Genomic DNA, 13,032 nt, shown 5'->3' on the forward strand with positions numbered 1-13,032 from the left:
GTAGGGGGGTACGGACCGGGGCCCGGCGTTCGGTACCGCCCGGTATGCCGACTTGCCCGACCCCGTCCCCAGCGGCCCACCGCCCCCGTACGCTTTCGTCAGCGCGTCGGCCCCGACGCGTCCTCGAACGGCGGCGAGGAGCGAAGCGAGTGCGGCAGACCGGACGGCAGTCCCGACGACCCGAGCGCCGCACCCCGCCGACCGCGTCGGAGCTGGCCAAGGTCCACGACCGCACCCTCGCCGACGCCGCCGCCCGGGAACTGGCCGTTCCCGCCCTCACCGAGGAGACCGGCGGCCCCGGCCTGCTCGAACCCCGCCCCGAGATCGGCGACTCCTGGGCCCGGCTGCGCCGCCTCGGCCTCGACCCCGACACCGGCGCCGCCGCCGTCCTGCTGGGCCCCGGCGAAATCGAACAGCGCCGCCGCACCAGCGGACTCGACGCCGTCCTGCCGGTGCTGCGCGAGACCCTGCTGGAGGTGGGCGGCGCGGCCCCGCTGCTGCTGGCCGTCGCCGACGCCGAGGGCCACGTGCTCTGGCAGGAGGGCGAGCGCGGCCTGCGCCGCAGCGCCGACCGGATCGGCTTCATCACCGGCGCCCGCTGGATCGAGGAGAGCGTCGGCACCAACGGCATCGCGGTCGCGCTGCGCGCCCGGCGCCCGATGCACGTCCACTCCGCCGAGCACTACCTGCGCAGCCACCACGCCTGGACCTGCGTGGCCGCGCCCGTGCGCGACCCCGGGACCGGACGGCTGGTCGGCGCCATCAACCTGAGCGGCCCGGCGCACAGCGTCCGCCCGTTCCTGATCCAGCTCACCGCCACCGCCGCCCGGCTCGCCGAGGCCGAGCTGCGCGCCCACCGGCTGGAGGCGCTGCACCAGCTGCGCGCCCTGGCCGCCCCGCTGCTCGCCCGGGTCGGCGGCCCGGCGCTGGTGGTCGACGCGGCCGGCTGGACCGCCGCCGCGGCCGGGCTGCCGCCGCCCAGCCGGCTGCGGGTGCCCAGCGAGGGCTGGACCCCGGCCACCGTGCACTGGGTGCCCGGCCTCGGCGAGTGCGCGCTGGAGCCGCTCGCCGACGGCTGGCTGGTGCGCCCGGTCCGGCCGCCCGAGGAGGACGGCTCCGGCACGGTGACCGCCGAACAGGCCGAGGGCGCCCACCTGCGGCTCGACCTGCGCCGCCCGGACCGCCCCGAGCTGTCCGTCCGGGGCGCGGCCGACAGCTGGTCGCACCCGCTCAGCCCGCGCCACGCCGAACTGCTGCTCCTGCTCGCCACCGGACGCGAGGGCAGCACCGCCGCCCAGCTCGCCGAGGCGCTGTTCGGCGACGCGGGCCGGACGGTGACGGTCCGCGCCGAGCTGTCCCGGCTGCGCCGCTACCTGGGCGGGCTGCTGGCCCACCGGCCGTACCGGATCGCCGAGTCGGTGCTGGTCAGCGTGGACGGGCCGGACGACCCGTACGACCTGCTGCCCGCCTCCTCGGCCCCGGCCGTCCGGCGGCTGCGGGCCGCGCTGGCGGCGGGGACGGCCCGGTTGCCCGGCGCGCCGCCCCTCGCGCCGCCGTGCGCCGCCGGGCCGCCGGAGCGCCGCTGACGGCCCTGTTGCCCGGCGGCCTGGCGTCGGAGGCCGGCCTCAGCCCTCGGCGAGCAGCGCGGCCAGTTCGGCGTCCGTGGGGCCGCAGTGGCGCTCCTGGTGCTCGGAGACCAGCGCGTAGGTGCGGTCCAGCCAGGCCTGCACCCGGGGCTTGGAGGCCTCCAGCAGCGCGCTGCCGTGCGGGGATTCGAGCGCCAGGTGCAGCGTCGAGCCGTGGCACGGGCAGTACGCCGGCCACAGTTTGACGTCGCCCTGGCCGCTCAGCGCGCGCAGGCCGTCGCGCAGCAGTTCGCGCGAGAACACCCAGTCCGCCTCGTCCGGCCGCCCCAGGTGGAAGGTCAGCAGCACCTCGTACGGGCGCGCGGCGGTGAACCGGAACCGGGTGCGCACCTCGCCGACCACCTCCTCGCCCAGCGAGATCCGCAGGATCAGCACCTCCTCCACCGCCGCCGGAGCGGCGGTGGAGACCTCCCCATCGCCGCCCGTGGGGGTGGCGGCGAGGGGTGCACTGGAGGCTGCGGACAGCGGGTCGGACGGCATGACGGTCTCTCCGGGACGGCGTGGGATGCCCTCAGCCTGCGTCACGCCCGGTACGGCGGGCAAGGGTTGCAAGGGGGTTGCAATAACCCCCGGCCGGGCCTTCCTTCCCCTGCCGACGCTTATCAGACGGAGCGTCAACTTCCGTGTGGTGCACGGATGTCCGCGAAGTGGAGGGGGTGCGACCGGGCCGCGGCCGCCCGCTGGTACGCTCTCCCCTCTCCCCACGCGGGCCCGCGTGGAACCGGCCCTCCGCGGCCGGAGCCGGGCCCGGCGGCGGCGCGTGGGAGAATACGGCGACGCGACGGCGGCTTCGGGGAGGGAGGGGTCCGGTGGCTGTGCGCGAGGACACCGCGCGGGACGTGCAGCACGAGCCCGCACGGCAGGGCCGGCACGGGCGGCCGCGCCCGTTCGGCGGCCTGTTCCGGCTGCCCACCCTGCGCTTCTCCGGCGCCGCGATGGCGATGTCCACCGTGGTCGGCATCAGCATCGCGACCACCCTGCTGCTCAACGAACAGCAGGGGATCGGCCGCCGGGCCGGCGTCGCCCGGGTCGGCAGCACCCCGCCGCCCACGCCGGGCGCCACCGAGGAGGCCGAGGCGGTCTCGGCGCAGACCCCGACCGACGGCCCGTCGTCCTCCCCCGCCGCGAACCGGCCCTCGACGCACCCGTCCACGCACCGCTCGGTGGACCCCCCGGTCGCCGCCTCCCCGCCCGCGCCCCGCGCGACGGTCCCGGGCGCACCCCAGACCGGCGGCCAGGCCTCGGCCGGGCAGGACGCACCCGCCTCAGGCACCCAGCTCGCGGGCACCGAGGCCGGGCTGCTCGGCGCCACGGCCCCGGCCGGCCCCTCGCCCTCCCCTTCCGTCTCCGTCCCGGCCCCGGGCGCCAAGCAGCCCGGCTTCGGCCCGCCCACCCCCGGCCGCCCGGCGCCGCCGCCCGCCCTGCCCGTCCCGGACACCGACGGCGCGGCGGACACCGGCGACACCCCGGACACCGACGGCACCGACGACAGCGCGGACACCGACCACGCGCTGACCGGCGCCGCCCGGGTCTCCCCGCTGGGCCGCGACGGCCTGCGCCACCAGCTCACCCTCGCGGCCACCGAGCCGGTCACCGCGTTCCAGGCCGAGTTCCGGCTCGCCCCGGGCGAGTCGGCCCCCGGCCCCGGCTCCGCCTGGACCGACCTGCCGGGCGCCGTGGTGACCGTCCAGCAGGAGCGCGGCACCCTCGTCTACCGCTTCACCACCCCGCCCGGCACCGACGTCCGGCCCGGCCACTACTCCTTCGGCGTCCGCGGCGCCCGTCCGACGGCCGACCCGTCCGCCGTGGTGCGCAAGTCGGCCCCGACGGAGAGCTGGAGCGTCTCCGCCTTCGCCCTCGACCGCCCCCGTGCGGTCGCGGCGCTCGGCTCCTTCGGCCCGCCTCCGCCGCCGCCGTCCGCCGAGCCGTACGCGCCCGGCACCCCGGCCGCCACGCCGCTCGCCGCACCGGCCACCACCCCGACCGCGACCCCGACCGCGACCCCGACCGCCGCGGCCCGCTGAGCCGCCGACGGCCCGCAGCGGACGATCGTCCGACGATCCGACAGCCGGCCCCGCCGGACGGGCGCATCCCCGCACCCTCGTTCGTTACTGTGGGCAGCACCCGGCCCGGCGCCCCCAACGGCCCCGGCCGGGCCGCCGTTCCGCACCCGAGGAGGAGTCCGTGCCCACCGTCCTGACCCAAGGCGGCAACGCACCGCTGACCGCCGCGCGAGTGACCGTCGAGGTCACCGCGCCCAAGGCGCTGGACGTCTCCGGCCTGCTGCTGACCGATGCCGGAAAGGTCCGCTCGGACGACGACTTCGTCTTCTTCAACGCCCCGAACGGCCCCGGCGTCAGCCACCGCCCGGCCTCCGCCGGCACCCCCGACGCGATCACCGTCGACACCCGGGCCGTCCCGGCCGGGATCACCAAGATCGTGGTCACCGCGAGCCCCGCCGACCAGGTCTCCACCTTCGCCGGGACGGAGCCCACCGCCACCGTCCGCGACGCCGACACCGGCGAGGTGCTGGTCACCTTCACCCCGCCCCGGCTGGGCCTGGAGACCGCGCTCATCGTGGTCGAGGTCTACCAGCGGGGCGGCGCCTGGAAGGTGCGCGCGGTCGGCCAGGGCTACGCCGACGGCCTCGCGGGCATCGCCACCGACTTCGGCGTCACCGTCGACGACTCCCCGGCCCCCGCGCCCGCCGCCCCGGTGGCGGCGGCCGCACCGCCCGTACCGCCGGCCCCGATGGACCGGACCATCCAGCTCCCGACCGCTCCGCCGGCCGCCCCGCCCGTGCCGCCGGCACCGGCGGCCTCCCCGATCGACCCGCGGATCGCCCTCGCCACCGGCCAGACCACCGTCCCGGCCCCGCCCGCGGCTCCCCCGGCCCCGGCCGCCCCCGGCAAGGTCACCCTGGACAAGGGCCGGGTCAACCTGGTCAAGGGCAGCTCGGTCTCCCTGGTCAAGAACGGCCGCCCCTTCCTCTCCTCCGTCCGGATGGCCCTCGGCTGGAAGTCCGCCGCCCGCGGCCGCGACATCGACCTGGACGCCTCCTGCCTCGCCTTCGACGCCCGCCACAAGCGGCTGGAGACGGCCTGGTTCATGAAGCTGAGCATCTTCAACGGCGCGATCTCCCACTCCGGCGACAACCTGGTCGGCGGCGAGGGCGGCGACGACGAGGCGATCACCGTCCACCTGGAGGGCCTGCCGGCCGAGGTCCACGCGCTGGTCTTCGTCGTGAACTCCTTCTCCGGCCAGAGGTTCACCGAGGTGCGCGACGCCTACTGCCGCCTGCTGGACGCCCGGACGGAGGAGGAGCTGGTCCGCTTCGACCTCACCAACTCCGAGCCCCACACCGGTGTGATGATGTGCAAGCTGGTCCGCCGCCCGGGCGGCGAGTGGGAGATGACGGCGCTCGGCGAGTACGTCGACGGCAAGACCGCGCGGGCGATGATCGAGCCCGCCGCCGCGACGCTCTGACACCCGGCGTCACCGTCCTGCCCGTGGTTTCACCCTCCCGAGGCATCAAGTCGTCCACAGAGCGACTCGATTGACTCTCAGGAGGGTGAAACCGCACTCTCCCCCTATCCCCAGGAGGAGAGCCGTGCCACGCTTCCTGTCCCGCCTCGCCGTCGCCGGCACCGCCACCGTGCTCGCCGCCGGGCTGATCACCCCGACCACCTCCCAGGCCGCCGCCCGGCCGGGCACCCGCGCCGGCGCACTGAGCTGGACGGCCCTCGGCGACTCCTACACCGCCGGGGTCATCGAGGCCACCGGCGACGAGACCGCGCCCCGCGACGGCTGCGCCCGGACCGTCGACTCCTACCCCGAGATCATCCGCCGCGACCTCGGCTCCCTGGCCGACCTGCGGAACGTCAGCTGCAGCGGCGCCACCACCGACGGCGTCGACGTGACCGCGCAAGCCCCGCTCGGCCGCCCGCTCCCGCCGCTCGGCACCGACCCGAACGGCCCCTACCCGCCCGTCCCGCCGCAGATCGACGCCGTCGACCCGGCCACCGGCCTGGTCACCGTCGGGATCGGCGGCAACGACCTCGGCTTCGCCGAGATCCTCAAGAGCTGCATCGAACTCGGCGCCGTCCAGCTCGGCCGGGGCACGCCCTGCAAGGACAAGTTCGACGCGGGCCTGCCCGACCGCTTCGCCCGGCTGCGCAACGGCTACGACCGGATGCTGACCGCGCTGCACGCCAAGGCCCCGTCCGCCAGGATCCTCACCGTCGGCTACCCGCACCTCGTCCCCGAGAACGCCGGGCTCTGCCAGTTCGGCAACCTCCTGCAGTTCGGCACCTTCACCGGCGGCGACCTCGTCTGGGCCCGCACCGCGATCGTGGAACCGCTCAACGCGCTCGTCGCCCGGAGCACCGCCGCCCACGGCGACACCTTCGTGGACCTCTACCCCGCCAGCGCCGGCCACAGCGTCTGCGACGCCGACCACTGGCTGGACGGCGTGCTGACCAGCGTCCTCCCCCTCGAGTACGCCGTGGTGCACCCCAACGCCACCGGCCAGGCGCACACCGCCGCCCTGGTCGAGAAGGCCGTCCTCGGCGGCTGACCGGCCGCTCCGACCGAAAACCACTGGCCCGCCCACCCCTCGAGCATCATCCTGGTCCGATGCCCACGCCCACGCCCGCGCCCGCTCCCGTCCGCATCCGCGAAGCCGTCCCCGAGGACTGGCCGGACATCTGGCCGTTCTTCCACACCGTCGTCGCCGCCGGCGAGACCTTCCCCTACCCCCTGGACATGTCCTCCGAGCTGGGACGGGAGTGGTGGATGCTCGCCGCCCCGAACCGCACGGTGGTCGCGGTGGACGGGGACGGGCGGATCCTCGGCACCGCCACCATGAACCGCAACCGCCCCGGCAACGGCTCGCACGTGGCCAGCGCCAGCTACCTGGTCGACCCGGCCCACCACGGCCGGGGGATCGGGCGGGCCCTGGTCGAGTACACCCTCGACTGGGCCCGCCGCTACGGCTTCCGCGCCATGCAGTTCAACGCCGTGGTCGCCAACAACCACCACGCCGTGCGGCTCTACGAGTCGCTCGGCTTCGAGGTCGTCGGCACCGTCCCCGAGGCCTTCGACCACCCCGTGGACGGCTACGTCGGCCTGCACGTCATGTACCGGAAGCTGTAAGGCCGTTACCCCTGCTCCTACTCCTCGATCGCCCCGCCGATCCGCCGCAGGTGCCGCCGGAAGCTGTACGCCGGGTCGGCGGCGCGCCGCTCCAGGTACTCCTCGAAGGAGGTCTGCCGGCGCAGCGTGTCCCCGGAGGCGATCCGGGCGGCCTGCGCGCGCTCGGTCCGGGCGATCCCGCCGGCCGTCTCCAGCACCTCCGCGACCCGGTCACCGGGCACGAACAGCACCCCGTCCGGGTCGGCGAACACCACGTCCTCCGCACTCACCGGGTGCGGCCCGAACTTGGCCGTCAGCAGCGCCGCCGGCTCCCGGTCGTCCAACCGCACCGGGCCGAGCGGCAGCGCCCCGTAACTGAACACCGGCAGCCCGATCTCCCGCAGCTCGGGGGTGTCCCGGTGCAGCCCCCACACCACGATCCCGGCCACCCCGGCGGCCCGCGCCTCCAGCACCGCGAGGTCCCCGATGCAGGCCTCGTCGGTCCGCCCGCCGTTGTCGACCACCAGCACGTCCCCGTCCCGGGCCGCCCCGTACGCCTCCAGGAACACGTCCACGCTCCCGTAGTGCCGCACCGGCAGCACCCGCCCCGCCACCCGGGCCCCGGCCACCACCGCCCCCACCCCCGCCGGCGCCACCCGCACCCCCACCCCGAGCCGCACACAGGCATCCGCCACCAACGGCGTGGACAGCTCCGCGAAAGCCTTCAGCATCCCCAACTCCTCCACTCGAAAAGCCAGTTCACCAGCAGGAAGATCCTAGGTCCTACTTAAACTCACAGCATCGAGTGAAACCATGCCATATGCGGCATAACCCGTTCCGGGACCGCAGTAGCGTGACGGCCACCTGAAGGAGGGGCATCATGAGTGCTGTGGCGCATGAGCAACCGATCACGGGCTCCCCATCGCAGGCGGACATCCTGCTGGAGAGCTTCCTGAGCCTGCACTCCCCCGAAGGCTTCCGGGCCGAGCTCGTCGAGGGAGAGATCATCGTGGCACCACCGCCGGACGGCGATCACGAGGACTACATCAACCACCTGCTCAAGCAGGTGATCCGGCGCTCCAAGACCGATATGAGCGTTTCCGGAGGCAAGGGCCTCCGCCTCGTGAGCGGCGGTCTCTGTCCGAAGAACCACGTCATCCCGGACGTCACATTCGCTCCCGAGGAACTCCGCCTCTTCCGGGGCGCACCGTCCTGGATGGAACCGGACGGCGTCGCCATGGTCGCGGAAGTGACCTCCGCCAAGCCCGACCAGGACCGCATCGCCAAGCGCCACTGCTACGCCCGGGCCGGCATCCCGCTCTACCTCCTCATCGACCGCGAGAAGTCCCAGGTCAGTCTGTTCGCCAAGCCGCACCGCGACGAGTACACCGAGGTGCACCTCGCCGCCTTCGGCGAACCGCTCGCGCTCCCTGCCCCGTTCGACTTCGACCTCGACACGAAGCCGTTCCTCTGACGTCGACAACGCGCGACGGCCCGCACCCCCCGTCAGGGGTGCGGGCCGTGGCCTGGGGCGCCGGGTCAGCCGCGGGTGGCCATGGCGCGCAGGAAGAAGGTCAGGTTGGCGGGGCGCTCGGCGAGGCGGCGCATGAAGTAGCCGTACCACTCCTGGCCGTACGGGAGGTAGACCCGCATGGTGTTGCCCTCGGCGGCGAGGCGCAGCTGCTCCTCGGGGCGGATGCCGAACAGCATCTGGTACTCGAAGGAGTCCCGCTTGCGGCCGTTCCACTGGGCCAGCTGGCCGGCGATCTTGATCATGTTGGGGTCGTGCGAGGCGATCATCGGGTAGCCCTCGCCCGCCATCAGGACCTTCAGGGCCCGGACGTACGCGAGGTCGACCTCGTGCTTGCCCTGGAAGGCGACCGACTCGGGCTCCTTGTAGGCGCCCTTGCACAGGCGCACGCGCGAGCCGGCGCCGGAGAAGTCGCGGCAGTCGGCCTCGGTGCGGCGCAGGTAGGCCTGGAGCACGACGCCCAGCCACGGGAAGTCCGCCCGCAGCTCCCGCGCGATGGCGAGGGTGGAGTCGGTGGTGGTGTGGTCCTCCATGTCGAGGGTCACCGTGGTGCCGGCCTCGGCGGCGGCCTCGCAGATGCGGCGGGCGTTCTCCAGCGCGATCTTCTCGCCGTCCACCGGGAGGAACTGGCCGACGGCCGACAGCTTGACCGACACCTCGGCGCCGGCCGCGAGGCCGGTGTCCTTGAGGGCCTTGAGCAGGTGCTCGTAGGCCTCGGCGGTGCCGGCGGCCTGGGCGGCGTCCTGGGTGTCCTCGCCGAGGTGGTCGAGGGTGACCTTGCGACCGGTGGCGATCAGGTCGTCGGTGGCGGTGACGGCGTCGTCGAGGACGTCACCGGCGACGAAGCGCTCGACTATCGCGTGGGTCGGCGGGAACTTCTCGACCACGGTGCGGACCTGCGGGGACCGGGAGGCCGCGAGAAGGGCGGAACGGAGCATCGTGACTCCTGGAGCTGGTGCTTCTTAAGGATGGCAGAAAGGGCCGGGGCGGCGGTGCGGGGATGGGGCACCGCCGCCCCGGGAGGCGGCGCCCGGCTGCGGGACCGGGCGTCGCGGGTGACCGGTGGCTACGGGACGAGCCGGCTGGTCAGGGGGCTGGTCAGCCCATGTGCGGGTAGCGGTAGTCCGTCGGCGGGACGAAGGTCTCCTTGACCGAGCGGGTCGAGGTCCAGCGCGCCAGGTTCTGCTTGGCGCCGGCCTTGTCGTTGGTGCCCGAGGCCCGGCCGCCGCCGAAGGGCTGCTGGCCGACGACGGCGCCGGTCGGCTTGTCGTTGATGTAGAAGTTGCCGGCGGCGAAGCGCAGCTTGTGCATCGCGTCCTGGGCCGCGGCGCGGTCCTGGGAGATGATCGAGCCGGTCAGGCCGTACGGGGACACCGACTCCATCTGGGTCAGCATCTCCTCGTACTTCTCGTCCTCGTAGACGTACACGGCCAGGATCGGGCCGAAGTACTCGTCCTTGAAGTACTCGGCGGCCGGGTCCTGGCAGACCAGGACGGTCGGGCGGACGAAGTAGCCGACCGAGTCGTCGTAGGTGCCGCCGGCGAGGACCTCGACCTGCGGGTCGGCCTGGGCGCGGTCGATCGCGGCTTTGTTCTTGGCGAAGGAGCGCTCGTCGATGACGGCCGACATGAAGTTGGACAGGTCGCTGACGTCGCCCATGGTGAGGCCGTCGACCTCGGCGGCGAACTCGTCCTTGAGGCCGGCCCAGAGCGAGGCGGGGACGTAGGCCCGCGACAGCGCCGAGCACTTCTGGCCCTGGAACTCGAAGGCGCCGCGGGTCATCGCGGTCTTGAGGACCTTCGGGTCGGCGGACGGGTGGGCGACCAGGAAGTCCTTGCCGCCGGTCTCGCCGACGATCCGCGGGTAGGTGCGGTAGCCGGAGATGTTGGTGCCGACCTCGCGCCACAGGTGCTGGAAGGTGGCGGTGGAGCCGGTGAAGTGGATGCCGGCCAGCGCCGGGTGCTTGAGCGCGACCTCGGAGACGGCCAGGCCGTCGCCGGTCACCATGTTGATGACGCCCTTGGGCAGGCCGGCCTCCTCCAGCAGCTGCATCAGCAGGTGCGCGGAGAACTGCTGGGTCGGGGACGGCTTCCACAGCACCACGTTGCCCATCAGCGCGGGCGCGGTCGGCAGGTTGCCGGCGATCGCGGTGAAGTTGAACGGGGTGATCGCGTAGACGAAGCCCTCGAGCGGGCGGTGGTCGCTGCGGTTCCACACGCCGTCCGAGGAGATCGGCTGCTCGGCCATGATCTGGCGGGCGAAGTGCACGTTGAAGCGCAGGAAGTCGACCAGCTCGCAGGGGGTGTCGATCTCGGCCTGCTGCGCGGTCTTGGACTGGCCGAGCATGGTGGCGGCGGCCAGGGTCTCGCGCCAGGGGCCGGCCAGCAGGTCGGCGGCCTTGAGGAAGATCGCGGCGCGGGAGTCGAAGGAGAGCGCCTGCCAGGCCTCGGCTGCGGCCAGGGCAGTGTCGATGGCCTCCTGCGCGTCGGCCTGGGTGGCGTTGCGCAGGGTGCCGAGCCGAGCCGCGTGGTTGTGCGGCTGGACGACGTGGATCTCGGTGCCGCCGCCCATCCGGCGCTCACCGTTGATCATCATGGTCAGCTGGACCGGCTCCTGGCCGCCCAGCTCCTTCAGCTTGGCCTCCAGACGGGCCCGTTCCGGGCTCCCGGGGGCGTAGCTGTGGACCGGCTCGTTCACCGGCGCGGGGACCTGGGTCACAGCGTCCATAGAGCGCACGCTCTCCTTCGTTCAGTGCGGGGGGATTGCCGGCGCGGGTTGCACGCCGACCACAGCACGAACGCTATTCCTGGCCACCGGGCGACTTGATTGGCCGCGCGGCTAAATTCCCCCGTACGGCGTTGTCCGGCCCGACGAAGTCGGTCACGCCGCGGTCACGAACCGTCCCCGATCGCCCCACCTTTCACACCACCCCGCGCCACCTCGCGCCTCCGGGCTCACGCCCCCGGCCCGCGAAGGCGGCTCGCACGCCGGTGCCCGTCGGCAGGCCCCGGCGCGCCCGCGCGCCGGGCCGCGGTCCGGCGGCCACGCCGAATCTCTGTCCGTCCGGCTAAAATCGACCGCGAAACGTTGTCCGAGCGGATGAAGGAGGACCGGCGTGACCACCCCCGGCCTGCCGCTCCGTCAACTCCTGATGTCCCTCGGCGAACCGCTGGTCGAGCTGCAGGCCGCCCCGCTGGGCCTGGACGTCCCGGTGCGCGACGTCGCCATCCTCGACCCGGAGGACCCGCCGACCGCCGCCCCCGGCGAGCTGGTGCTCGCGATCGGCGCCCGCGGCCGCGCCGCCCTGCCCGCCCTGCGCGCGGCCGGCCGGGCCGGGGCCGCCGCCGTCGCGGTGAAGCTGGACGGCCCCGGCCAGGCCGACGCGCTGCGCGAGGCCGCCACCGACGCGGGCGTCGCCCTGCTCTCGGTGCGCCGCGAGACCCGCTGGGAACACCTCGACTCGCTGGCCCGGGCGATCATCGCCGGCCCGGACGCCCCGGACGCCCCCGGCGCCCCCGAGCCCAACGCGGGCGACCTCTTCTCCCTCGCCCAGACCGTCGCCATCCTCACCAACGGCATCGTCTCGATCGAGGACACCTCCAGCCGGGTGCTGGCCTACTCCCGCTCCTCCGACTCCGACGAGGTCGACGACCTGCGCCGGCTGTCCATCCTCGGCTGGCAGGGCCCGGAGCCGTACCTGTCCAAGCTCCGCGAGTGGGGCATCTTCCAGCACCTGCGCAGCTCGGACACCCCGATCGCGGTCGAGCCGCACCCCGAGCTGGGCCTGCGCCGCCGCCTCGCGGTCGGCATCCGGGCCGGGGCGCAGCCGCTCGGCACCATCTGGGTGCAGGAGGGCGCCCAGCCGCTGGCCCCGCTGGCCGAGCAGTCCCTGGTCGGCGCCGCCCGGGTCGCGGCCGCCCAGCTGGTGCGCCGCCGCCGGGAGCTGTCCGCCGACGTCCGGCTCACCCAGACGCTGCTGACCGGCCTGCTGGAGGGCTCCACCGGCCCCCAGTCGCTCGCCACCCACCTCGGCCTGGACCTGCGCCGCCCGGCCACCGTGCTGGCCTACAGCGCGCACACCACCGACGTGCTGCACCGCTCCGACGTCACCGGCCTGATCTCGGTGCACACCGCCGCCCGGCACCGCACCGCGCTGCTCGCCCCGATCGAGTCCCGGGTGTACGTGCTGCTGCCCGAGCTGCCGCCCGGCCTGCCGATGACCACCGTGCGCGACTGGGCCTTCGAGGTGGTGGCGGCCGCCCGGGAGCACCTGGGCGTCCCGCTGCGCGCCGCGATCGGCTCGACCGTCGACGGCCTGGCCCAGGTCCCTGACTCCCGCGCGCAGGCGGACCGCATCCTGGACGCGATGGGCCGCGGCGGCGTGGACCTCGACGTCGCGGCACTGATCGACGTCCAGGCGGAGGTGCTGGTCAGCGAGATGCTCGCGCTGCTCCAGGAGCGCACCGGCCTGCGCGACCCGCGGCTGACCGCGCTCACCGCGTACGACCGCCGGCACGGCACCCGGCTCGCCGAGTCGGTGCTGGCCTGGCTGGACGCGCTCGGCGAGGTCCGGGTGGCCGCGGACGCCCTGCACATCCACCCCAACACCCTGCGCTACCGGGTGCGCCGCGCCGAGCAGTTGACCGGCATCGACCTCGCCCAGCCGCAGCAGCGCCTGCTGGCGATGCTGCAACTGCGGCTGCCCGCGGACGAGTAGTCCGC

The 13,032-nt window shown here is 74.5% G+C and carries 11 protein-coding genes; 7 read left to right on the top strand and 4 right to left on the bottom strand.

Features of this window, described 5'->3' with window-relative positions; translation table 11 throughout:
• Nucleotides 1–149: 149 nt before the first annotated feature.
• Nucleotides 150–1,586, top strand: coding sequence for a helix-turn-helix domain-containing protein (locus ACFRQN_RS36230; RefSeq protein ID WP_220450064.1), 1,437 nt, complete (start codon nt 150–152; stop codon nt 1,584–1,586).
• Nucleotides 1,587–1,625: 39 nt separating this feature from the next.
• On the opposite strand, the gene ACFRQN_RS36235 is transcribed toward ACFRQN_RS36230, so the two are convergent.
• Nucleotides 1,626–2,126: an SsgA family sporulation/cell division regulator gene (locus ACFRQN_RS36235; protein WP_074001657.1), complete on the bottom strand. Its 501-nt coding sequence runs from the start codon at nt 2,124–2,126 to the stop codon at nt 1,626–1,628.
• Nucleotides 2,127–2,455: 329 nt separating this feature from the next.
• On the opposite strand from ACFRQN_RS36235, the gene ACFRQN_RS36240 reads away from it, so the two are divergent.
• The 4 genes from ACFRQN_RS36240 to ACFRQN_RS36255 all read left to right on the top strand — a co-directional run bounded on the left by ACFRQN_RS36240 (nt 2,456) and on the right by ACFRQN_RS36255 (nt 6,800).
• Entirely contained in the window at nt 2,456–3,670 is a 1,215-nt protein-coding gene (locus ACFRQN_RS36240; RefSeq protein ID WP_380744773.1) for a hypothetical protein, read from the top strand.
• Nucleotides 3,671–3,842: 172 nt separating this feature from the next.
• A complete protein-coding gene (locus ACFRQN_RS36245) occupies nt 3,843–5,132 on the top strand; it encodes a TerD family protein (RefSeq protein ID WP_380744782.1) in 1,290 nt (429 codons plus the stop codon).
• A gap of 124 nt (nt 5,133–5,256) precedes the next feature.
• Nucleotides 5,257–6,222 (top strand): SGNH/GDSL hydrolase family protein, encoded by a 966-nt coding sequence (locus ACFRQN_RS36250; RefSeq protein WP_049654985.1) that lies wholly within the window; start codon nt 5,257–5,259, stop codon nt 6,220–6,222.
• A 59-nt stretch (nt 6,223–6,281) separates the two neighbouring features.
• The gene (locus tag ACFRQN_RS36255; protein ID WP_380744775.1) at nt 6,282–6,800 is read left to right on the top strand and encodes a GNAT family N-acetyltransferase; all 519 of its coding nucleotides are present in this window, start codon (nt 6,282–6,284) and stop codon (nt 6,798–6,800) included.
• Nucleotides 6,801–6,817: 17 nt separating this feature from the next.
• On the opposite strand, the gene ACFRQN_RS36260 is transcribed toward ACFRQN_RS36255, so the two are convergent.
• Nucleotides 6,818–7,510, bottom strand: coding sequence for an RraA family protein (locus tag ACFRQN_RS36260; RefSeq protein ID WP_049654991.1), 693 nt, complete (start codon nt 7,508–7,510; stop codon nt 6,818–6,820).
• Nucleotides 7,511–7,659: 149 nt separating this feature from the next.
• Between ACFRQN_RS36260 and ACFRQN_RS36265 the strand changes: the two genes are divergently transcribed.
• On the top strand, nt 7,660–8,253 hold the full coding sequence (locus tag ACFRQN_RS36265; RefSeq protein WP_049654993.1) for a Uma2 family endonuclease: 594 nt from the start codon (nt 7,660–7,662) through the stop codon (nt 8,251–8,253).
• 65 nt (nt 8,254–8,318) lie between these two features.
• On the opposite strand, the gene ACFRQN_RS36270 is transcribed toward ACFRQN_RS36265, so the two are convergent.
• Both ACFRQN_RS36270 and pruA read right to left on the bottom strand, forming a co-directional pair.
• Nucleotides 8,319–9,248, bottom strand: a complete 930-nt coding sequence (locus ACFRQN_RS36270; protein ID WP_049654995.1) for a proline dehydrogenase family protein — start codon at nt 9,246–9,248, stop codon at nt 8,319–8,321.
• A gap of 160 nt (nt 9,249–9,408) precedes the next feature.
• Nucleotides 9,409–11,037 carry an L-glutamate gamma-semialdehyde dehydrogenase gene (gene pruA, locus ACFRQN_RS36275; RefSeq protein ID WP_380744778.1) on the bottom strand — a complete coding sequence of 543 codons (1,629 nt, stop codon included), beginning with the start codon at nt 11,035–11,037 and terminating at the stop codon, nt 9,409–9,411.
• 388 nt (nt 11,038–11,425) lie between these two features.
• On the opposite strand from pruA, the gene ACFRQN_RS36280 reads away from it, so the two are divergent.
• On the top strand, nt 11,426–13,027 hold the full coding sequence (locus ACFRQN_RS36280; RefSeq protein WP_380744780.1) for a PucR family transcriptional regulator: 1,602 nt from the start codon (nt 11,426–11,428) through the stop codon (nt 13,025–13,027).
• Nucleotides 13,028–13,032: the final 5 nt, after the last annotated feature.

Origin of the sequence: Kitasatospora sp. NPDC056800 (assembly GCF_042789775.1) — a bacterium.
GTDB lineage: Bacteria > Actinomycetota > Actinomycetes > Streptomycetales > Streptomycetaceae > Kitasatospora.

Coding starts and splice junctions, on each gene's coding strand:
- ACFRQN_RS36235 (WP_074001657.1), bottom strand. CDS start 2,126: ATGCCGTCCGACCCGCTGTCCGCAGCCTCCAGTGCACCCCTCGCCGCC.
- ACFRQN_RS36255 (WP_380744775.1), top strand. CDS start 6,282: ATGCCCACGCCCACGCCCGCGCCCGCTCCCGTCCGCATCCGCGAAGCC.
- ACFRQN_RS36260 (WP_049654991.1), bottom strand. CDS start 7,510: ATGCTGAAGGCTTTCGCGGAGCTGTCCACGCCGTTGGTGGCGGATGCC.
- ACFRQN_RS36265 (WP_049654993.1), top strand. CDS start 7,660: ATGAGTGCTGTGGCGCATGAGCAACCGATCACGGGCTCCCCATCGCAG.
- ACFRQN_RS36270 (WP_049654995.1), bottom strand. CDS start 9,248: ATGCTCCGTTCCGCCCTTCTCGCGGCCTCCCGGTCCCCGCAGGTCCGC.
- pruA (WP_380744778.1), bottom strand. CDS start 11,037: ATGGACGCTGTGACCCAGGTCCCCGCGCCGGTGAACGAGCCGGTCCAC.